At 74.4% G+C, this 19,930-nt stretch carries 17 protein-coding genes; 7 read left to right on the top strand and 10 right to left on the bottom strand.

From position 1 onward, the window contains the following. The first annotated feature begins 166 nt into the window (after positions 1 to 166). The 4 genes from WIS52_RS07840 to WIS52_RS07825 all read left to right on the top strand — a co-directional run bounded on the left by WIS52_RS07840 (position 167) and on the right by WIS52_RS07825 (position 2,730). The gene (locus WIS52_RS07840) at positions 167 to 1,102 is read left to right on the top strand and encodes a cold-shock protein (protein WP_349297471.1); all 936 of its coding nucleotides are present in this window, start codon (positions 167 to 169) and stop codon (positions 1,100 to 1,102) included. 14 nt (positions 1,103 to 1,116) lie between these two features. Beyond that, entirely contained in the window at positions 1,117 to 1,443 is a 327-nt protein-coding gene (gene cutA / locus WIS52_RS07835; protein WP_349297470.1) for a divalent-cation tolerance protein CutA, read from the top strand. Positions 1,444 to 1,510: 67 nt separating this feature from the next. Then, positions 1,511 to 2,278 carry a DUF899 domain-containing protein gene (locus WIS52_RS07830; protein ID WP_349297469.1) on the top strand — a complete coding sequence of 256 codons (768 nt, stop codon included), beginning with the start codon at positions 1,511 to 1,513 and terminating at the stop codon, positions 2,276 to 2,278. Beyond that, entirely contained in the window at positions 2,275 to 2,730 is a 456-nt protein-coding gene (locus WIS52_RS07825; protein WP_349297468.1) for a VOC family protein, read from the top strand. The genes WIS52_RS07830 and WIS52_RS07825 overlap by 4 nt, the downstream gene beginning before the upstream one ends. A gap of 132 nt (positions 2,731 to 2,862) precedes the next feature. Here WIS52_RS07825 and WIS52_RS07820 read toward each other — a convergent pair whose 3' ends face one another. The 6 genes from WIS52_RS07820 to WIS52_RS07795 all read right to left on the bottom strand — a co-directional run bounded on the left by WIS52_RS07820 (position 2,863) and on the right by WIS52_RS07795 (position 12,527). After that, a complete protein-coding gene (locus tag WIS52_RS07820) occupies positions 2,863 to 4,428 on the bottom strand; it encodes an AMP-binding protein (protein WP_349297931.1) in 1,566 nt (521 codons plus the stop codon). Positions 4,429 to 4,557: 129 nt separating this feature from the next. Beyond that, positions 4,558 to 6,627, bottom strand: a complete 2,070-nt coding sequence (locus WIS52_RS07815) for an HNH endonuclease signature motif containing protein (protein WP_349297467.1) — start codon at positions 6,625 to 6,627, stop codon at positions 4,558 to 4,560. Positions 6,628 to 6,962: 335 nt separating this feature from the next. Next, on the bottom strand, positions 6,963 to 7,397 hold the full coding sequence (locus WIS52_RS07810; RefSeq protein WP_379612345.1) for a type III secretion system chaperone family protein: 435 nt from the start codon (positions 7,395 to 7,397) through the stop codon (positions 6,963 to 6,965). Positions 7,398 to 7,435: 38 nt separating this feature from the next. Beyond that, a complete protein-coding gene (gene mshA, locus WIS52_RS07805; protein ID WP_349297465.1) occupies positions 7,436 to 8,716 on the bottom strand; it encodes a D-inositol-3-phosphate glycosyltransferase in 1,281 nt (426 codons plus the stop codon). Beyond that, a complete protein-coding gene (locus WIS52_RS07800) occupies positions 8,713 to 11,838 on the bottom strand; it encodes a sacsin N-terminal ATP-binding-like domain-containing protein (RefSeq protein WP_349297464.1) in 3,126 nt (1,041 codons plus the stop codon). Before WIS52_RS07800 ends, mshA begins: the two co-directional genes overlap by 4 nt. Further along, a complete protein-coding gene (locus tag WIS52_RS07795; protein WP_349297463.1) occupies positions 11,730 to 12,527 on the bottom strand; it encodes a DUF3027 domain-containing protein in 798 nt (265 codons plus the stop codon). The genes WIS52_RS07800 and WIS52_RS07795 overlap by 109 nt, the downstream gene beginning before the upstream one ends. A gap of 39 nt (positions 12,528 to 12,566) precedes the next feature. Here WIS52_RS07795 and WIS52_RS07790 point away from each other — a divergent pair, with 39 nt between their 5' ends. Genes WIS52_RS07790 through WIS52_RS07780 form a run of 3 tightly spaced genes read left to right on the top strand, consistent with a single transcriptional unit; the run spans position 12,567 to position 15,324 of the window. Continuing rightward, the gene (locus tag WIS52_RS07790; RefSeq protein ID WP_349297462.1) at positions 12,567 to 13,376 is read left to right on the top strand and encodes a glutaminyl-peptide cyclotransferase; all 810 of its coding nucleotides are present in this window, start codon (positions 12,567 to 12,569) and stop codon (positions 13,374 to 13,376) included. Between the two features lie 14 nt (positions 13,377 to 13,390). Then, a complete protein-coding gene (locus tag WIS52_RS07785; RefSeq protein ID WP_349297461.1) occupies positions 13,391 to 14,821 on the top strand; it encodes an MFS transporter in 1,431 nt (476 codons plus the stop codon). Further along, complete coding sequence (locus WIS52_RS07780) at positions 14,818 to 15,324, top strand: DUF2771 family protein (RefSeq protein WP_349297460.1); 507 nt, start codon at positions 14,818 to 14,820, stop codon at positions 15,322 to 15,324. The genes WIS52_RS07785 and WIS52_RS07780 overlap by 4 nt, the downstream gene beginning before the upstream one ends. A 9-nt stretch (positions 15,325 to 15,333) precedes the next feature. On the opposite strand, the gene WIS52_RS07775 is transcribed toward WIS52_RS07780, so the two are convergent. The 4 genes from WIS52_RS07775 to WIS52_RS07760 form a co-directional block, all read right to left on the bottom strand. After that, positions 15,334 to 16,290, bottom strand: coding sequence for an MsnO8 family LLM class oxidoreductase (locus tag WIS52_RS07775; protein WP_349297459.1), 957 nt, complete (start codon positions 16,288 to 16,290; stop codon positions 15,334 to 15,336). 46 nt (positions 16,291 to 16,336) lie between these two features. Continuing rightward, entirely contained in the window at positions 16,337 to 16,723 is a 387-nt protein-coding gene (locus WIS52_RS07770; RefSeq protein WP_349297458.1) for a cold-shock protein, read from the bottom strand. A 117-nt stretch (positions 16,724 to 16,840) separates the two neighbouring features. Continuing rightward, positions 16,841 to 18,502 carry an AMP-binding protein gene (locus WIS52_RS07765; RefSeq protein ID WP_349297457.1) on the bottom strand — a complete coding sequence of 554 codons (1,662 nt, stop codon included), beginning with the start codon at positions 18,500 to 18,502 and terminating at the stop codon, positions 16,841 to 16,843. 78 nt (positions 18,503 to 18,580) lie between these two features. Next, positions 18,581 to 19,813, bottom strand: a complete 1,233-nt coding sequence (locus WIS52_RS07760; protein WP_349297456.1) for a S8 family peptidase — start codon at positions 19,811 to 19,813, stop codon at positions 18,581 to 18,583. Positions 19,814 to 19,930 lie beyond the last annotated feature (117 nt).

Here is a 19,930-nt window from a genome sequence, read left to right as displayed (position 1 = left end):
AACCGGCCACCGTTGAGGCCTGGTCACGGAACTCGGCGTGTCGCCGGGTGGACCGACGGCCCGCCCCTGGCTCCGCACCGCCCGCCCGTAGGCCCGGCCCGACGGACCGCGAGGTCGGTCAGAGAGACTGGGGGCCAGTGCCCGCCCGCTCGACCTGGAGTATTCGATGCCGCAGGGAACCGTCCGTTGGTTCGACGCCGACCGGGGGTTCGGCTTCCTCGCGCCCGAGGACGGCTCGCCGGACGTGTTCGTGCACGCCTCCGAGATCGTCGGGGGCGGCGGCGCGGCCGTGCTCCGCGAGGGCCAGGTCGTCGAGTTCGAGGTCGGCGAGAACGACCGCGGGCCCCAGGCGCTGCGGGTGCGCGTCACGGCCGAGGCGGCCGACAGCGCCGTGGGTCTGCTCGGCACCGTCAACTGGTACGAGCCGGGCAAGGGGTACGGCTTCGCGTCGCCGGACGACGGCGGCGCCGACATCTTCGTGCACAGCTCCGCCATCGTGACCGGCGGCGTGGTCACCGAGGGGCAGCGGGTGGCCTTCCTGATCGTCGACGGCGAGCGCGGCCCGCAGGCCGGGCACGTGATCCCGCTGGGAGCGGGCGCCGGCGCACCCGCTGCGGACGGCCCGGACGGCGCCGACGGCACGGTGGCCTGGTACGACGAGGACAAGGGCTTCGGCTTCATCACCCCCGACTCCGGCGACGAGGACGTCTTCGTCCACGCCCGGGCCCTGGCCGAGGGGCTGACGTGGCTCGCGGAGGGCGACCGCGTCGCCTACGAGGTGGCCAGTGCGCTCAAGGGCCCGCAGGCCCGCGACGTGCACCTGGTCCGAGGGCCCCGGACGGCGCCGCAGCGGTCGGCACCTGCCGCGGCCGCGGGGCCGGCGGCGCGGGACGTTCCCGTACGGGGAGGCGAGGGCGTCGTCGCGCGCTACGACGGCGACCGCGGCTTCGGCTTCATCACCCCGGACGCGGGCGGCGAGGACCTCTTCGCCCACGTGTCCGTGATCGTGGGGTCGGCGCCGCTGCAGAAGGGTGACCGGGTCCGGTTCGCGGTGCGTCAGAGCGACCGGGGCCCGCAGGCCGACCGCGTCGAACGCCTCTGACGAGGCGGCGAGACATGAGCGAGCGCGTTCCGGCCGTCGTCGTCCTGACCACCACCGACAGCGAGACCGCGGCGAAGGAGCTCGCCGCGGGCGCGGTCGAGGCCCGGCTCGGCGCCTGCGCCCAGGTCCTCGGTCCGATCACCAGCGTCTTCCGCTGGGAGGGCGCGGTGCAGACCGAGCCGGAGTGGCGGGTGGAGATCAAGACCGCGGCCGACCGCGTCGAACCGCTGACCGCGCACCTGCGCGAGCGGCACTCCTACGACGTCCCCGAGATCGTCGCGACCCCGCTGACCGGCGGGAGCGCCGAGTACCTGTCGTGGGTGGTCGACGAGACGCGATGAGTTCCGGTCCCCGGCCGAGTCGTTCTTTCACCCTGAAACGACTGGCCGATCGAGCCGGGAGGTACCGATGGCGACCCCGTTGATGAAGACACTGCCGCGCGTCGTGGACGAGGCCGAGTGGCGCGCCGCGCGTCGCCGGCTGCTGGACGAGGAGAAGGAGCTGACCCACCGGCGCGACGCCGTCAACGCCGCCCGGCGGGACCTCCCGATGCTGGAGATCACCACCGGCTACGCGTTCACCGCGCCGGACGGGAGCCGCCGCACGCTGCTCGACCTCTTCGAGGGCCGTCGCCAGCTGATCGTCTACCACTTCATGTTCGACCCGGACTGGGACGAGGGCTGCCCGTCCTGCTCCTACACCGTCGACAACATCGGGCACCTGAGCCACCTGCACGCCCGCAACACCACTCTGGCGCTGGTGTCCCGCGCGCCGGTCGGGAAGCTCGCCGCGTACCGGGAACGGATGGGCTGGGACGTGCCCTGGTACTCGTCGCAGGGCAGCACGTTCAACTACGACATGCACGTCACCCTGGATCCGGCCGTGGCCCCGGTGGAGTACAACTTCCGCGATCTCGACGACCTGGTCCGGACCGAGGGGCACGCGTGGAGCGACTGGGCGGGCGAGATGCCGGGCATCAGCACGTACCTGCGCGACGACGACCGTGTCTTCCTCACCTACGTCAGCTACGCCCGCGGGATCGACCTGGTCGTCGGCACGAACAACTGGCTCGACCTGACCGTGCTGGGCCGCCAGGAGAACTGGGAGCAGCCGGCCGGGCGCGCGGACGGCCCGTTCATGCACTGGCTCCGCCGGCACGACCAGTACGACCGGTGACCACCGCGGACGGCGGCCGGCGCAACCGGGCCGTCCCGCCGCCGACCGTCGTCCCGGTGCTCGTGTACCCCGACGTCCCGGCCGCGGTGGCGTGGCTGACCGCGACGTTCGGCTTCGTCGAGCGGACCCGGATCGGCGACGACCACCGCGCCCAGCTCGGCGTCGGCGACGACGGGGCGGTGATCGTCGCCGACGTGCGGCACGAGCAGGTCCCGCCCGTGCCGGGCGCCGTGACGCACGTGATCCGGGTCCGGGTCGAGGACGTCGACGCGCTGCACGAGCGGGCCCGGTCCCGGGGTGCGCGGGTGCTGGAGGAGCCGGTCGACCGGGAGTACGGGGAGCGGGAATGCTCCGTCGAGGACCTCGCCGGTCACCGGTGGCAGTTCAGCGAGACCGTCTCCGACGTCGCGCCCGAGGACTTCGGGTGCACGCCCGTCTCGCCCTGGCCGTAGCTCGGGCATCCTCGACGGCGTGGCGGGATCACGGGAACCTGCTACGGGCGAGGTCGGGCGCGAACACGGCCGGCACCGCGGCGACGGCGTTCCCGCTGTTCAGCACGGTCCGGCCGGTTCGCGCCCGATACGTCAGGCGTTCTCCCGGGCCCGCAGGTCCTTGCGCAGGATCTTGCCCGAGGCGGACTTCGGGATCTGCTCGAGGAACTCGACAACCCGCACCTTCTTGTGCGGCGCGACCCGCTCGGCGACGAACGACATGACCGCCTCGTCGGTGAGCCCGTCCCCGCCCGGCTGGACCACCACGAACGCCTTCGGCACCTCCTCGCCCTCGGCGTCCTTGACGCCGATGACCGCGGCGTCGGCGATCCACTCGTGGGTCAGCAGCAGCGCCTCCAGCTCGGCCGGCGGCACCTGGTAGCCCTTGTACTTGATCAGCTCCTTGACCCGGTCGACGATCGAGTAGACCCCCTCGTCGTCGACGACGGCGATGTCACCGGTGTGCAGGTAGCCCTCGGCGTCCTTCGTCGCGTCGGTGGCGTCGGTGTTGTTGAGGTACCCGACCATCACGTTCGGGCCCTTCACCCACAGCTCGCCGCGCTCGCCGGGGCCGACCTCCTCGCCGGTCGCGGGGTCGACGAGCTTGCACTCGATGTTCGGCAGCGCGAAGCCGGACGAGTTGAGGTCGAGGTCGCCGCGGTCGTCGGGCATGCAGTGGCTGACCGGGGACAGCTCGGTCATGCCGTAGCCCTGCAGCACGGTGCAGTCGAGCCGACGTGCGACGACCCGGCCGAGCTCGCCGTCGAGCGGGGCGGCGCCGGAGAAGACCGTCTTCACGCACGACAGGTCGTAGGAGTCGACGATCGGGTGCTTGGCCAGCGCGACCGCGACCGGCGGGGCGATGTAGAGCCGGTCGACCTCGTAGCGCTGGGTGATCGACAGGAACTGCTCGAGGTCGAACCGGGGCATCGTGACGACCGTGGCCCGCCGGTGCAGCCCCTGGTTCATCATCACGGTCATGCCGTAGATGTGGAAGAACGGCAGGAACGCCATGATCTTCGTCTGCGGGGACACGTCACCCATCGCGGCGACCTGGCAGAGGTTCGCGACCAGGTTGCGGTGGGTGAGGATCACGCCCTTGGCCAGGCCGGTGGTGCCCGACGAGTACGGCAGCACCGCGGTGTCGTCGGCGGTCGTGGCGATCTCGGGGACGGGCGCGCCGGAGGAGACCAGGTCGGCGAGCGAGTCGTGCCCCTCGGTCGCGTCGATCGTCAGCACGACGTCCTCGGAGAGCCCGGCCTCCTTGGCGCCGGGCACGGCGCGCTCCAGGAACGACGAGACGGTGATCAGCATCTTGGCACCGGAGTCGGACAGCTGGTGCGCCAGCTCGCCTGCGGTGTACATCGAGTTCGCGCTGGTCACGATGCCGCCGGCACGCAGGATGCCGTGGAACAGCGCCGCCCACTGGGGCAGGTTCGGCGCGAACAACGCGACGACGTCGCCCTTGCCGATGCCGCGCGCGGCCAGCCCCGCCGCGATCTTCTCGGTCATCGCGTGGAAGTCGGCGAACGTCAGCCGGTCGTCGGTCGTCCCGTCCACGAACGCCGTCGCGTCGGCCCGATCGCCGAACCCGTCGGCGAACAGGAACTCGGTCAGCGAGACGTCGGGAATCTCGACGTCGGGGTACGGGCTGCGCATCGACACGGGCGTCGCTCCTTCGCGAGGTCCTTCGGCTCCCGGTCCGCGGCAACGCGGCCCGGCGTCGGCACATCGTAGGGGCCCGAGCCCGACGGCGCGGGACGAAAGTTACCGACCGGTCAATCTGGTTCAGAAGGGCGGCTCCGCGGTCTTCTCGGCGAGTAGTTCCGCGGCCCGCTGGGGGTCGCGCATCAGGTCGAACACCGACGGTCCGCGCTTGGCGACCGTGTTGGTCGCCCGCACCGGACCCACCGGCGACGGGTCGGTCCGGTAGACGTGCCCCGACGGGGTGGTCCACTCCACCGTCCCGTCGGCGTGCAGGGCGGTGCTCCAGCCGCGGCAGTGCTTGAGCAGGTGATCACCGCGGCAGTGCGGGCACAGGTTCTCCGCCACCGTCAGCCCGCCGCTGCCGTCGGCCCGGTGCGGGACGACGTGGTCGAGGTCGCAGCGGTGTGAGGGGACCCGGCAGCCCGGCGTGGCGCAGGTGGGGAACCGGGCCCGGACGAACGCATCGGTCTTCGCGTCCGGCCGGTACTTCGTCGGGTCGCGGTACTGGACCTGTCCGGTGATCGGGTCGGTGAACAGCCGGGTCCAGATGCTGGCCGGGTCGAACGCCAGCGCCCGGGCATCCGAGGCCGGGATCGGGCCGAACCCGGCCAGATCGGCGGGCTCGTCGTCGGCGCCGATCAGGGTGTCGGCCGAGATCGTGACGTTGATGCGGATCTGGACGGAGTTGCGGGCGGCGGGGGTGCCGCCGGGTGGGGCGGGGGCGATCCCGGGGATCGGGACCGGCGCGACCGGCTCGGCGCCGGGGCCGGATGGGGTCGCGGCCGGATCGCCGCCGCTCGCGCCGGATCCAGGGGCACTGCGCTCGGCGGCGCGGCCGCCGGACTCGCCGCCGGAGGCGGCGCGGCTGGAGCCGCTTCGCCCACCGTCGCCGCTTCCGGAGGCGGCGCGGCCGGAGGCGGCGCTGCCGACCCCTGGGCCGGCGGACTTGCTGTCCGCGGAAGAGGTGCCGTCCGAGTTGGTGGCGGTCTCGCCGGTGCGGGGTCGGGGGATCCCGAACGGGTTCACCGCCACCAGGCCCGCCTCCGCGGCCGGACCGGTGGACGCGGCAGGCGCGGCAGGCGCGGCAGGCGCGGCGGACACCGGAGCACCCTCGCCTGCGGCCCGCGCCTCGGCCGCCGCAGCAGCGACCACGGCCGCGACGGCGGCACTGCCCTCGCTGGCATAGCCGGTGCCGTGCAGCACCAGGTCGACCAACGCATCGGTGCGCCGCTCGTCCATCGACCGCGGATCCGCAGATCCACAACCGCGGGCGTGCTGATCGAGCACCGCATAGACCCCGGTGGCGGCCGCGGCGGGCAGGAACACCCGCAGCACCGCCATCCCATCCGGCTCGGGCTGCACGACCACCGCCCGGGTCCGGGCCTTGCGCTCCCGGCGCGTGCGCGGCACCTCATCACCCAGACGCAGCAGGAACCGGGCGATCGCCGCACCCAACTGCCCCGTCGTCTGCGTCGGAGCCTTCGGCAACACCGCGGCCTGCAACCGGGCGGTCTGCTTCTCGGTGAGATTGTCGGCGCCGTCGAGCACCTTCATGATCTTCGGCCAGGTCAGCCGGCCGGCGCGAGCCAGCTCCGCGGTCGGGGCCATCCGCGGGTCGAACAGCCGCCGCGCATGGAACACCCGGATACCGGCACCGGTGCGGGTCAGGTGCAACGCGAACCGGATCTCCGCGGTGGCCGAGTCCACCGCACCCTCCAGGGTGTCCATCGGCCCCAACCCACCGTCGCGGGCCGGGTCGTAGTTCGCCAGGAACTCGGCCACCTCCCGCTCGGCCTCACCGGCGAACCCGTCGATCTCCTCGGACTGCATCACCTGCAACCGCGCGATCACCATCTCGAAGGCCTTGATCCGCTCCACCCGCTCGAACGACGACGTCCCCGCATCCGGCGGGCACTCCAGGATCGCGAGCAGTGCGGCATCGGGCGGATGTTCCGACCACCGTGGTGGGTCGGGATCGGGTGGGGGCACCGAGTCCCGGCCAAGGCCTTCCGTGGCCGAGGTGGACGCGGCGGAGCCAGCGCCGAGCGAGGCGGTGCCGGGCGAGGCGGTGCCGGGCGAGGCGGTGCCGGGCGAGGCGGTGCCGGCCGGATCAGTGTCGGCCGGATCAGCCGAGGACGTGACGTCGAACATGCGTGTGAGTCTCGCGAAGGGGTCTGACAGTTTCGGCTGGTCAGCGAGCCCATCACGGAAAGGTCACCCGGAAAGAGCAACCGCCTCGGACTCGGTCGCGAACGAGTCGATGGCGTGCGAGCCAGGACGCGCCGACGGCGATCCCGCCGCCAACGCCGCCGTGACCATCAGACGACCCGCACGGCGTCGAAGACCGGCTCGCCAGGGACACCCGCGTCGGCGACACGGCGACACGGCGACACGGCGACACGGCGACACGGCGACACGGCGACACGGCGACGATCAGCACCGGGCCCCGGCCACAGATCAGAGGCCCACAGTCCAGAGGCCACGGATCAGAACAGGTGCTCGAACGCCTTCAGGTTCGCCGTCGACTCGCCCCGATCGGACCGCCACGCGTACTCCCGCCGGATCGACGAGGCGAACCCGAGTTCCAGGAACGTGTTGAAGTCCCCGTCCGCGGCCTCCAGCACCTGCCCGAGGACCCGGTCGATCTCGTCCCCGGTGACCGCGTGCCGGGCCACCCGGCCGACCAGGTGGATGTCGCCGACCCGGTCCAGGCAGTAGTGCACGCCGTAGAGCTTGGCGTTGCGCAGGAGCATGAACCGGTAGACGCCCTCGTGGTTCTCGTCCGGACGACGGCAGACGAACGCCTGCACCGCGAGGGTCTGCTCACGCACGATCAGCCAGGTCTGGGTCTGCAGCCGGGCCTCCCCGGGCAGCGTCACCAGCCACTGTCCCGGGCCACGGTGGACGTGCTCGACGTCCATATCGGACAGCGCTGTGCCGATGGTCGCGTCGAGGTCGGTCACCGGGAACCACCCGCACGGTGCCGGAAGGCGGCGCGGGCCTCGTCGTAGGCACCGAGCAGCGCCTCGGTGGTGCGGTCCCAGGAGAACCGGTGCGCGTGCGCGGCCGCGACGCCGGACATCCGCTCCCGGCGGGCCGGGTCGAACACCAGCTCCCCCAGCGCGTCGGCCCAGTCGGAGATGTCGTGCCCGGTCACGAGCAGCCCGGACCGCCCCTCGGCGACGGCCACCGGCAGCCCACCCACCCGGGTCGCGACCACGGGCGTCCCGCAGGCCTGCGCCTCCAGCGCGACGAGCCCGAAGGACTCGTTGTGGCTGGGCACGGCGACGACGTCCGCGGCCCGATAGACCGAAACCAGCTCGTCGCCGCCGCGCGGCGGCAGGAACCGGACGGAGTCGGTGATCCCCAGCTCGGCGGCCAGCTCGTGCAGCGACGTCGGTTCCGCCAGCCCGGACCCGGACGGCCCGCCGGCGACGACCACGACCAGCCGGCCGCGCAGCGACGGCGTGCGCGCGAGCAGCTCGGCGGCGGCGCGCAGCAGCACGTCGGGAGCCTTGAGCCGCTGGATCCGCCCGACGAACGCCAGCACCAGCGCGTCGGCGTCGATCTCCAGCTCCGCCCGGGCGGCGGCGCGGTCACCGGGCCGGAACCGGTCGGTGTCGACACCCGGCGGGATGGTGACGGTGCGGTTGGGGTCGGCGTCGTAGAGCTCGAGGAGCTGTTTGGACTCGATCTCGGTGTTCGCGACCAGCCGGTCGGCCTCGGCGACGACCTGGTCCTCACCGATCAGCCGGACCCGCGGCTCCGGGGTGTCCCCCTCGGCCAGCGCGGCGTTCTTGACCTTGGCCAGGGTGTGCGCGGAGTGGACGAGCGGCACGCCCCAGCGGTCCCGGGCCAGCCAGCCGACCTGCCCGGACAGCCAGTAGTGCGAGTGGACGACGTCGTACCAGCCCGGCTCGTGCCGCGCCTCGGCCCGCAGCACGCCGGCGGTGAAGGCGCACAGCTGGCTCGGGAGATCGTCCTTGCCGAGCCCCTCGAACGGGCCGGCGGCGACGAACCGGACGGTCGCGCCCGGGGCGAGCTCGACGGTCGCCGGCTGCTCGGACGACGTCGCCCGGGTGAAGATCTCGACCTCGATGCCCCGGCGGGCCATCCGGACGGCCGTCTGGGCGACGTAGACGTTCATCCCGCCCGCGTCCCCGGTCCCGGGCTGCTCGGTCGGCGAGGTGTGCACCGAGAGCACCGCGACCCGGCGCGGCAGAGCACGCTCGACGGTCACGGGATCATCCTGACACGCCGCTGCGCACCCAGCGCGGCCACCAGCGCCCGCACCGGGTCGGTCGCGTGCCAGCGCCCGTCGTCCCCGGGCCAGACGGGAACGGCGACCCGGCCGCCCCGGTCGAGATCGACGACGAGCTCGTCGTGCAGCACCGGGCCGTCGGACGGGAGGTCGGCACCGACCGCGCGGGCGGCCAGTACGGCCTCCGGGATCGACGCCCACTCCACCGGCCGCCCGGTGCCGCGCACCGTGCCGGTGACCCGATCCGACGCCAGCGGCAGGTCGAGCAGCTCGGCGAGGGTCTCCGGGTCGTCACCACCCGGGACCGCGGGGATGTCGTCCAGCGCGGGCAGCACCCAGGGGGCGTCCAGGACGACCGCCTCCTCGGCCGGGGCGACCGCGCCGTCGACCGTGCGGACCTGCTCGGGCGGGTCGAGGTCGTCGAGATCCACCACCCCGTCGGCGACGGCGGCGGCGAGCGCGCTGTGCGCGGCCGCGGCGACCGCACCGGACACCGGCCGGTCCGCCTCGGCGAGCCGGTCGAGCAGCGCGGCCGCGTCGTCGGCGCAGGTCACCGACGGTCCGGTCCGGACCCCGATCGCGGCGAGCACGGCCTCGTCGACCCCGGTCTCCGGGACGGCGTCGTAGAGCCCGGCCAGGTCGGTCGCCGAACCCAGCCGCCAGGTCGACGGCAGCCGGCCGCCGAGCCGGACGTGCCGGGCGAGCCACCAGGCGGTGTGCCCGGTGAGCATCGCCGCCCGGGTGTCGCGGTCGCCGGCGAGCAGCGCCAGCGCCGCCGGCCAGGCGTCGTCGGCGACGAGGTCGAGGTCACGCACCGCGGGCAGCGCGTCCGCGAGGTCGTCCACGTCCGGGGACGAGGAGGAGAGGTAGGCCTCGGCCTCGTGCAGCACCTCGGGGTCGAACGCGACGACGGCGAACCGGTCCAGCACCCCCGCCGCGACCAGCGCGTCCCGCCCGGCGGACAGCCACTCCTCGGCGAGGACGCCGACCGGGACGTCCGGGTCGAGCAGGTCACGCACCGCGGCGTCGGGCAGCACCAGCTCGTCGGCGCGGGCGGGCGCGCCGTCGGCGTCGGTGAGGGCGAGCGCGCCGAACCGGTCGTCGCGCTCCGCGGACGGGGTGTCGAGCAACTTCAGCACCGCGTGGGCCAGCGGTGCGGTGTCCAGCCCGGCCTCGGCGTCGTCCAGCGAGCGGGCGACGGCCTCGTGCAGGGCGGGTGCGGCGAGCAGCGTCTCCCGGTCGGCGTCGGCGGCGCCGAGCCGGTGCAGCAGCGGGTGCGCGGCGTCCGGGTGCACGATCCGCAGCTCGGGGATCGCCGGGGCCGTTCCACCGGAGGCCACGAGGACCGAGGCCGGGCCGGGGACGAGCCGGCCGTCGGCGAGCGGGACGGGCAGGGCGCCGAGTTCGGCGGCCAGGCCGGGGACGGTGCCGACGGCCGGGGCGAGTGCGGCGTAGAGCCGTCCCCACCAGGCCGGATCGGTGTCGACGCCGGTGAGCCGCTCCGCGAGCCCGGCCGGTCCGAGCCGGTCGACGTCCAGCCCGGGCGGAGGGGTGACGCCGGAGGCGATCAGCCGCTCGAACGCCGGGTCGGCGGCGGCCAGGAGCTCCGGCAGGCCGGGAGTGTCGACGCCGAGGTCGAGCCACTCGGCCCGGTCGGGAGCGAGCACGGCGTCGGCGTCGCTCGGGCCGGGCCCACCAGCCGGCACCTCCCACGAACGGACCCCTCGTGAAGAGAACTCCGACGAAGGGTCCGTTCGTGGCACGGCAGCGTCGTCGCCAGGGCCGGGCCCACCAGCCGGCACCTCCCACGAACCGCCCGCTGGTGAAGAGGATTCCGACGAAGGGTCCGTTCGTGGCACGGCGGGCGGCCGGCCGGCGCGGGCGGCCGGCAGCCAGGGAGTGCGGGCGAGTTCCGCGGCGATCGCCTCACGGAGGCGCGCGTCCAACGGGGAGCGCGGGAACGCCGGTGCGGGGACCAGCGATGTCCGGTGCTCCGGCGCGAGCGAGCGGACCAGGTCGGCGTAGGCCACGGCGGCATCGGCGACCAGCCCGTCGGCGGCCGGGTCCTCGGCGCGGATCCGCCGGCGGTCCGGGTCCAGCGGGAACGGCGCGAACAGCCGGGCGGGCAACGACAGCGCCTCCAGGCTCGGGGTCGGCGCGTGCAGCACCTCCCCGGCGTCCGGACCGAGCGGGGCGGGCTCCCCGGAGGCGAGCGGCAGCACCCACCGGACCTCGCCGCGGATGCCGGTGCGGAACTCGCGCGGGCCGGTCGGGCCGCTCACCCGGACCCGGCCGGGGGCGGGCTCGTCCCGGGTCAGGACGGCGTCGCCGGCCTCCACCCGCTCCAGTGCCGGCAGGGCGAGCAGCAGGTCGGCGGCGGTCCGGGCGAACTCGTCGAGCAGTACCGCCGGATCCCCGGCGTCCGGCGGGAGCCGGACCTCGGTCGCGTAGCCCTCGGGCGGCCCGTCGGGGTCCTCGGCCGGCCAGACCAGCCGCAGCGCGGGCACCCGCGCGTCCCGGGCCAGCTCCGCGGCGGCGGCCCCGTCGAGTGCGGCCACCTCGGACGCGGTCCGGGACGCCGAGAACGCGACCCCACCGGCCGCGCTGACCAGCCGGGGCGCCGAGCAGACGGCGAGCACGGCGGCGAACCCGACGCCGAACCGGCCGGTCGCGCCGTGCACGTCGCGCTTCGCCGACGCCCGCAGCGCCGCCAGCGCCGCGACCCCGGCCGCGGTCAGCGGGACGCCGGTGTTGGCGATCCGGAGCTCACCGTCGTGCACGGAAGCCCGGACCCGGCCGGGGACGCCGGCCTCGACCGCGGCGTCGGCGGCGTTCTGCAGGAGTTCGGCGACCCAGGTGTCGGCGTAGCCACCGCGGCGCAGGTCGTCCTCGGTGTTGACGTCCTCGCGGAACCGGGTCGGCGACGCGGCCCACGCGGCGAGGACGCCGTCCCGGAGCGCGGCGGTGCCGAACAGGTCGCCGGAGGGATCGCTCAGGACGACGAACCGACCGGCTCGAGGTCCACGCCGTCGTCGTAGACCAGCGCCGAGACGTACACCGGGGATCCGCCCACCTCGGTCACCGACGAATGCGCACCGCACCCGAACCCGACGGCGACGACCTCGGCGTCGGCCGGGGACGAGGCGTTGGCGCACACGCCGAACGCGCCACGCAGCGCCCCGGCCAGCGGCACGAGGAACCCGCACGTCCCGCAGGACCCCGGCGCGGAGCGGGCCAGCTCGGCCGCCGGGCCGCGGTCGCCGTCCTGCCAGCGTTCGGCGGCGGCGTCCCGGCCCTCGGGGGACAGCACGCGCTCGCGGCCGAGCCCGGCCTCGCGGGCCAGCTCGTCGACGGCCGGGTCCCCGGAGTCGACGTATCCGGGCACCAGGCGCGGGTCGTCGGCCGGCGCCGGCAGCAGGTCGCCGGGCCTGAGATCGTCGGGCCGGACCCGCTGGTCCCACGGCACCCAGCCGGGCGCGACGAGCGCGGTGGCACCGGGCAGCAGCACCGTCTCCGAGACGGTGACCGGCTCGCCCTCGCCCGCACTCGCGAGCGTGACCGCCCAGCGCCAGCCCCGGTAGCCGGGCAGCGCGGCGACGAAGGAGTGGGTGAGCGACCCGTCGTCCTCCGGCTCGTACCCGAGATGGTCGCCGACGGCGGCGACCGCCCCGGCCGCGCCGAGATCGAACGACGCCTCCTCGACGGCCGCGGCGCGGGCGGTCTCCACCGCCGCGCTCAGCTGGGACGGCGATCCCCCGGACGCGGGGACACTCTCCTCACCGGCACTCACCTCACCAGTGTGCCACCCCGCCCCGGGCATCCTGGGCGGGTGCCCGCCCCCCGGCTGCTGCTGCTCCCCGCCGTCCTCGCACTCGTCGCGTCCTGTGCCGCGGCGGCGCCCTCGAGCCCGGCGGACGAGCCGGGCGACGTACCGGAGATCCGCCCGGAGGTGCTGGCCGAGCTGCCGCACGACCCGGCGGCCTTCACCCAGGGCTTCGAGCTCCGCGACGGCACGCTCTACGAGGGCACCGGCCGGGTCGGTGAGTCGGAGATCCGGGCGACCGACCCCGAGACCGGTCAGGTCCGGGGCGCGACGCCGCTGCCGCCGTCCTACTTCGGGGAGGGCATCACCGTCGTCGGCGACCGCATCTGGCAGCTGACCTGGACCGACGGTGTGGCGCTGGAGTGGGACCGGGCGTCGCTGCGACTGCTGCGGGAGGTCCCGATCGACGGCGAGGGCTGGGGGCTGTGCGCCGACACCGGCCCGGACGGCGGCCCGCGCGTCGTCCGGTCCGACGGCACCGACCGGTTGCGCTTCCACGACCCGGCCGACCTGCGCGAGACCGGCTCGGTGCCGGTCACCCTCGACGGCCGGCCGCTGCCGGAGCTCAACGAGCTGGAGTGCGTCGGCGACCGGGTGTGGGCGAACGTGTGGCGCACCGACCGGATCGTGCGGATCGACCCGGCCACCGGCGTCGTCGACGCGGTGGTGGACGCGTCCGGGCTGCTCGACCCCGACCGGCGACGCGGCACCGACGTCCTCAACGGCATCGCGCACGTCTCCGGCGACGAGTTCCTGCTCACCGGGAAGCTGTGGCCGTCGACCTTCCGGGTCCGGCTCGCGGTCCCCGGGAACTGAGCCCGACCGGCACAATGACTCCCGTGGCGTCCTCACCCGAGCCGCCCCGGGCGGGGCCGCGGAAGCTGACCGTCACCCGCGTCGCGGCGCACCGGGTCCGGGAGCTCTGCGGCCGCGCGGTCGCGCTGTTCCGGCGGGCCGCCACCGCCGACGGCGCGGACCGCTCCGGGCTCACCGCGCTGACCTACGCCACGATGCTCACCTACGCGCTCGACGCGGCGGTGGCCGTCGCGCTGGCCAACACGCTGTTCTTCGCCGCCGCGACGGCCGAGTCGACCGCCAACGTCGCGCTCTACCTGGCGATCACGGTCGCGCCGTTCGCGCTGATCGCGCCGGTGATCGGCCCGATGCTGGACCGGCTGCAGCGCGGCCGGCGGATCGCGATGGCGGCGTCGTGCATCGGGCGGGCGGTGCTCGCGGTGGTGCTGGTGTTCGGGCTGGACAGCTGGGTGCTCTACCCGGCCGCGCTCGGGATCATGGTGCTGAGCAAGTCGTTCCTGGTCCTCAAGGCCGCGGTGACGCCGCGGGTGCTGCCGTCGACGATCACGCTGGCGACCACGAACTCCCGGCTGACGACGTTCGGGATGGCGGCCGGCGGTGTGGCCGGGGCGGTCGCGGCCGCCGCGGCCTGGCCGTTCGGCTCGCCCGGCGCGCTGTGGTGGACCGCGGTCCTGGGGGTCGTCGGCGCGGTGCTGTGCCTGCGGATCCCGCGGCGGGTGGAGTCGACCCGCGGCGAGGTCCCGGCGGCCCTGCCGGAGCGCCCCGGGTCGCGGCGCCGGAAGGTCCCGGCGACGCGCGCGGTGCTGGTCGCGCTGTGGGGCACCGGTGCGGTCCGGGTGCTCACCGGGTTCCTGATGCTGTTCGTCGCGTTCGTGGTGAAGGCCGGCGCCGAACAGGTCCCGGGCGGGGATCCGGCCGGTCAGGTCGTCGTGCTCGGGACGGTCGGGGCGGCCGCCGGGGCCGGGCTGTTCCTGGGCAACGCGGTCGGCGCGCGCAGCCGGTTCGCCCGGGTCGAGCCGGTGGTGCTGGGCGCGGCCGGTGCCGCGCTGCTCGCCGCGACCGGGGCGGCGCTGCTGCCGGGCGTCGCGGCGGCGGTGGTCGCGGCGCTGGTGGCGTCGACGGCGAGCGCGCTGGCCAAGGTCTGCCTGGACGCGGTGATCCAGCGCGACCTGCCCGAGCACGCCCGGGCGTCGGCGTTCGGCCGGTCGGAGACGGTGCTGCAGCTGGCCTGGGTGCTCGGCGGCGCGATCGGCGTGCTCGCCCCGCACGACACGTTCCGGATCGGGTTCGGAATCGTCGCGGGGGTGGTGGCGTTGTTCGCGCTGCAGGCCGAGACGGTGCGCCGCGGCGGCACGCTGGTGCCCCGGCTGGGCCCGCGCCCGGCCCCCGAGGGTTCCGCCGGCTCCGAGAACTCCGACACCGGGCCCGTACGCTCGACCCCGTGACCCCCCGCTCCCGCCGGTCGGCCCGCGCGTCGGCCGGGCTGCTGCTCGCCGTGTCCGCCGCGCTGCTCACCGGGTGCGGTGGCGGCAGCAGCCCGAACGTCACCTTCGACGTCGCCGGCAACGCGCTCACCGCCGCGCCGACCCAGATGTGCGACACGTCGATGGAGAACTGCACGGACGAGCCGAACTCGCGGGTCACCGCCGACGTCCCGCCCGGCACGCCGGTCCGGATCGAGGTGCCGCAGGAGGTCTCCTCGGCGCCCTGGCAGGTCGCCTACGCCTTCACCCGCGGCGACGACCCCACCCCCATCGAGCAGCGCAGCGACATCGCCGCGCCGGACTCGCGCACCGAGTTCACCCTGAACCTGCCCTCGGCCGAGGACCGGCTGGTCACCGCGCAGGTGCAGCTGTTCGGGGCCGCCCCGGCGATCGACGAGGAGACCGAGGAGCTGCAGTTCCCGGTCCGGGCGACCTGGGTGCTGGTCGGGGAGCAGCCCTCGTAGTCGCGCGGCTCAACCCGCCCGGCGCACCCGCGCGACGGGCTCGGCCCCGGTGACCAGCCGGGCCACGGCGGCGTCCGAGCGGGCCAGCGCGTCCCGGTCGTAGGTCGACGAGCTGACCAGCAGCTCGTCGGCGCCGGTGCGCTCGACCAGGTCGTCGAGCTGCTCGGCGACGGTGTCCTCGTCGCCGGTGATCGTGCGGGCCAGCGCGTCGGAGACCACCTCCCGCTGACGCCGGGTGGTCGTGCGCCCGGGGTCGGCCGGCTCCAGCGGCGGGAACTCGCCGGTCGTGCGGGCCGCGGCCAGCGCCCACGCCTCGGGCAGCGCCAGGTCCGGGTCGCCGACCAGCACGTCGGCGCTCACCACCAGATGTGCCGCGTCGCCGGCGCGCTCGCGGTAGCCGTCCAGCGCGGCACGGTCGGACAGCACCGGTCCGCCGACGACCACCGGCAGCCCCAGCTCGCCGGCCAGGGCCAGCCCGGCGCCGGTGGCCAGCAGGAACAGCGGCACCCCGGCGTCGAGGCGGGGGCGCGCGGTGACCGGGCCGGTGCCGTCGAGGTACCCGCGGAGCTCGTCGAGATCGGCCCGGAACCCTCCGGTGCCGGAGACCCGCAGCGCGCGCCGGACCGGCTCGGTGAAGCCGGGCGAGCGCCCGATCCCGAGGTCGATCCGGCCCGGGTGCAGCGCGGCGAGCATCGCGATCTGCTCGGCGACGACCAGCGGCTGGTGGTTGGGCAGCATGATCCCGCCGGAACCGACCCGGATCCGGTCGGTCGCGGCGGCGACCGCGGCCATCAGGACCGGCGGGCTGCCGGAGGCGATGCCGGGCACGGCGTGGTGCTCGGCCACCCAGAACCGGTGGTAGCCGAGCTCCTCGGCGCGGCGGGCCCGCTCGACGGTGTGCCGCAGCGCCGCCGAGTCGGGCTCGCCGGCGCGGGTCCGGGAACGGTCGAGCAGGGACAGGCGCACGTGGTGGGCAACGCCGCCACCCGGCCCGGCATTTCCCGGGCCGGCCTCAGCCGTCCAGGTCGCGGGCCACCGCGCGGACCACGTCCGCGGCGAGCTTGCAGGTCTTGCGGTCCGGGTAGCGACCGTGCCGCAGCGCGGGCTGGATCTTGTTCTCCATCAGCGCGACCATGTCCTCGATCAGGCCGTGCAGCTCCTCGGCCGGACGCCGGGTGTTCTCGACCGCGGAGGCCTGCTTCTCGACCAGGCGCACGGACAGCGCCTGCGGGCCGCGCCGGCCCTCGGCCATGCCGAACTCGACGCGCTGACCGGCCTTGAGGCCCTCCACGCCGGACGGCAGTGCCGCCTTGCGGACGTAGACGTCCTCCCCGCCGTCCTGGGAGAGGAAGCCGAAGCCCTTCTCCGCGTCGTACCACTTGACCCTGCCGCTGGGCACCGTGCTCCTCGATTCCTGCGTTGCTGCACGACAAACGCGCCCGGTGAACCGTCACATTCGAAAGCGTGAGAGCACCCGGACGCGCCCCGTCATGGTACCGCCCGGTAGGCCGTCCGGTCAGGTATCACGGGCCGCCGGATCCAGCCCCAGCATCCCGACCGACTTCTCCCGCATCTCCACCTTCCGCACCTTCCCGGTGACCGTCATCGGGAACTCGTCGACGACGAGCACGTGCCGCGGGATCTTGTAGTGCGACAGCCTGCCGCCGGCGTACTCGCGCAACGACTCCGCGGTCATCGCGGTCGCCCCCTCCCGCAGGATCACCCAGGCGCACAGCTCCTCGCCGTAGCGCTCGTCCGGGACCCCGACGACCTGCGCGTCGAGGACGTCGGGGTGGGTGTAGAGGAACTCCTCGATCTCCCGGGGGTAGACGTTCTCGCCCCCGCGGATGACCAGGTCCTTGATCCGGCCGGTGATGGTCACGTAGGCCTCGTCGTCCATCACCGCGAGGTCGCCGGTGTGCATCCACCGCGCACGGTCGATCACCTCGGCGGTCTTCTCCGGCTGCTCCCAGTAGCCGAGCATCACCGAGTAGCCCCGGGTGCACAGCTCGCCCGGCTCGCCGCGGGGCAGCGTCCGCCCGCTCTCCGGGTCGACGACCTTCACCTCCAGGTGCGGGTGCACCCGGCCCACCGTGGACACCCGGCGGTCCAGCGAGTCGTCGGCGCGGGTCTGGGTGGACACCGGCGAGGTCTCGGTCATGCCGTAGCAGATCGTCACCTCGGTCATCCCCATCCGTTCGACGACCTGTTTCATCACCTCCACCGGGCACGGCGAGCCGGCCATGATCCCGGTGCGGAGACTCGTGAGGTCGAACGCGTCGAAGTCCGGGTCGTTGAGCTCGGCGATGAACATCGTCGGGACGCCGTAGAGCGAGGTGCAGCGCTCCTGCTCGACCGCGCGCAGTGTCGCCTTCGGGTCGAAGCCCTGGGCCGGGATCACCATCGTCGCGCCGTGCGTGGTGCAGCCGAGGTTGCCCATCACCATGCCGAAGCAGTGGTAGAAGGGCACCGGGATGGCGACCCGGTCGGCCTCGGTGTAGCCGCAGAGCCGGCCGACGTAGAAGCCGTTGTTGAGGATGTTGTGGTGCGACAGCGTCGCGCCCTTCGGGAACCCGGTCGTCCCCGAGGTGTACTGGATGTTGATCGGGTCGTCCGCGGTCAGCGAGGCCTGGATCTCGGCCAGCCGGATCCGGTCGGATGCGGAACCCCCGTCCGCCAGCGCCGTCCAGTCCTCGGACCCGATGATCACCACCCGCTGCAGGTCCGGGCAGTTCCCGCGCACCTCGGAGATCATCTTCTCGTAGTCCGACGTCTTGAAGGCGCTCGCCGCGACCAGCGTCGAGATCCCGGCCTGGCGCAGCACGAACTCCAGCTCGTGCGTCCGGTAGGCGGGGTTGATGTTGACCAGGACGACGCCGAGCTTGGCCGTGGCGTACTGGACCAGCGTCCACTCGGCCATGTTGGGGGCCCAGATCCCGAGCCGGTCCCCGGTCTGCACGCCGGCGGCGAGCAGGCCGCAGGCGAGCGTGTCGACGTCCTCGCGCAGCTGGGTGTAGGTCCAGCGCCGGCCGGTCGCGACCTCGACCAGGGCGTCGTTGTCCGGGACGCGGGCGACGGTGCGGTCGAGGTCGTCGCCGATGGTGTCGCCGAGCAACGGGGTGTCGGAGGTCCCCGAGGCGTAGGACGGGACGGTCGGGGTGCCGGGTGCGGAGGTCACGTCGTCGTTCTCCTCGGGGCGCGGACTGCGATCGCCGTCACATCCTGTCCCGTTACGGTCACCCCTGCCAACCGCGGGCTACAACCCGCCGGTCTGCAGCAGCAGGTTCGGCGTCCCGCCGGTGCCGCCCCCGGAGATCCGGTCCGGCGCCGCGTTGTCCAGGATCCACTGCTTCACCTCGGTGCTGGGCCGGTCGCCGTTCGTCTCCTTGTAGAGCGCGCCGACGCCCGCGGCGAACGGGGCCGCCATCGAGGTCCCGCTGTAGGAGGCGGTACGCCCGCCCGGGACCGGCGCGACGATCCGGCTCCCCGGCGCGTACAACGACACGCACCGCCCGGTCGACGAGTTCGACGCCCGCCGGTCCTCGATCGTGGAGTTCGCGACGACCAGCACGTCACCGACCGCCCGTGGCAGGGCGCGGCAGTCGTCGCCGCCGGTGTTGCCCGCCGACGACGCGGCGAAGACACCGGCGCCGATCATCCGCTCGACGGCCTGCTGCAGGATCGGCGAGTCGCCGTAGCTCCACGACATCACCGCGACCGAGGGGCGCTCCCGGTTCTGCACCACCCAGTCGATCCCGGCCAGCAACGACGACAGCGTCCCGGTGCCGTTGCAGTCGAGCACCTTGACCCCGCGGATCCGCGCCTCCGGGGCGACCCCGAAGTTCTGCGACGCCGCGATCCCGGCGACGACGGTGCCGTGCCCGTCGCAGTCCTCGTCGCGCCGGTCGACCGTGTTGGTCTCCAGCGCCGCCCGGTCGCCGAACTCGGGGTGGCTCGCGTCCACTCCGGTGTCGAGGACGAACACGTCCACACCGGACCCGCTCGCGGTGCGCCGGAACTGCCCGTCGAGCGGCAGGTCCGGCTGGTCGATCCGGTCCAGGCCCCAGTTGCCCGGCTCCTGCTCGGCCCGGGCACCGGAGTCGATCGCGTCCTGGTGCACGCCCATCGGGCCCAGCGGGGTGACCGTGCGGTCCTTCTCGATCCCGACGACGCCGGGCCGGTCGCGCAGGGCGGCCGCCTGGGCGGGGTCGAGGGTGGCGGCGAAGCCGTGCACGGCGGTGGCGAAGGTGGCCGAGGGCGTGGCGCCGACGGCCTCGGCGGCGGCGCGGGTCTGCTCCGACGACGCCGTCTGCACCAGATACCCGCCGGTCGCGGATCCGATCGTGAAGGCGCCCCCGGAACCGCTCGTGGGACGTGCGGCGTCGGGGGCCTCACCGGCGGCCGCCGCAGGCGCGGTGAGAACACCGAGCGCGACCGCGAGGACACCAGCTGTGACCGACAGGGCGGTACGGCGACGCGAGGAGCTCACGGACAGCGACGCTATGCGGCCGTGGCGCATGGTGCGAGAGACACGATCGGGGCCCGGGTGACGTCTGTGACCGATGGGGTGACAGGGGTTTCGGAGATCGACTCGATGATCGTGCCG

Origin of the sequence: Pseudonocardia nematodicida (assembly GCF_040105385.1) — a bacterium.
GTDB classification, from domain to species: Bacteria; Actinomycetota; Actinomycetes; order Mycobacteriales; family Pseudonocardiaceae; genus Pseudonocardia; species Pseudonocardia nematodicida.
The sequence above is the reverse complement of the archived record's forward strand: the minus strand, read 5'-3'. Positions and strand labels throughout refer to the sequence as shown.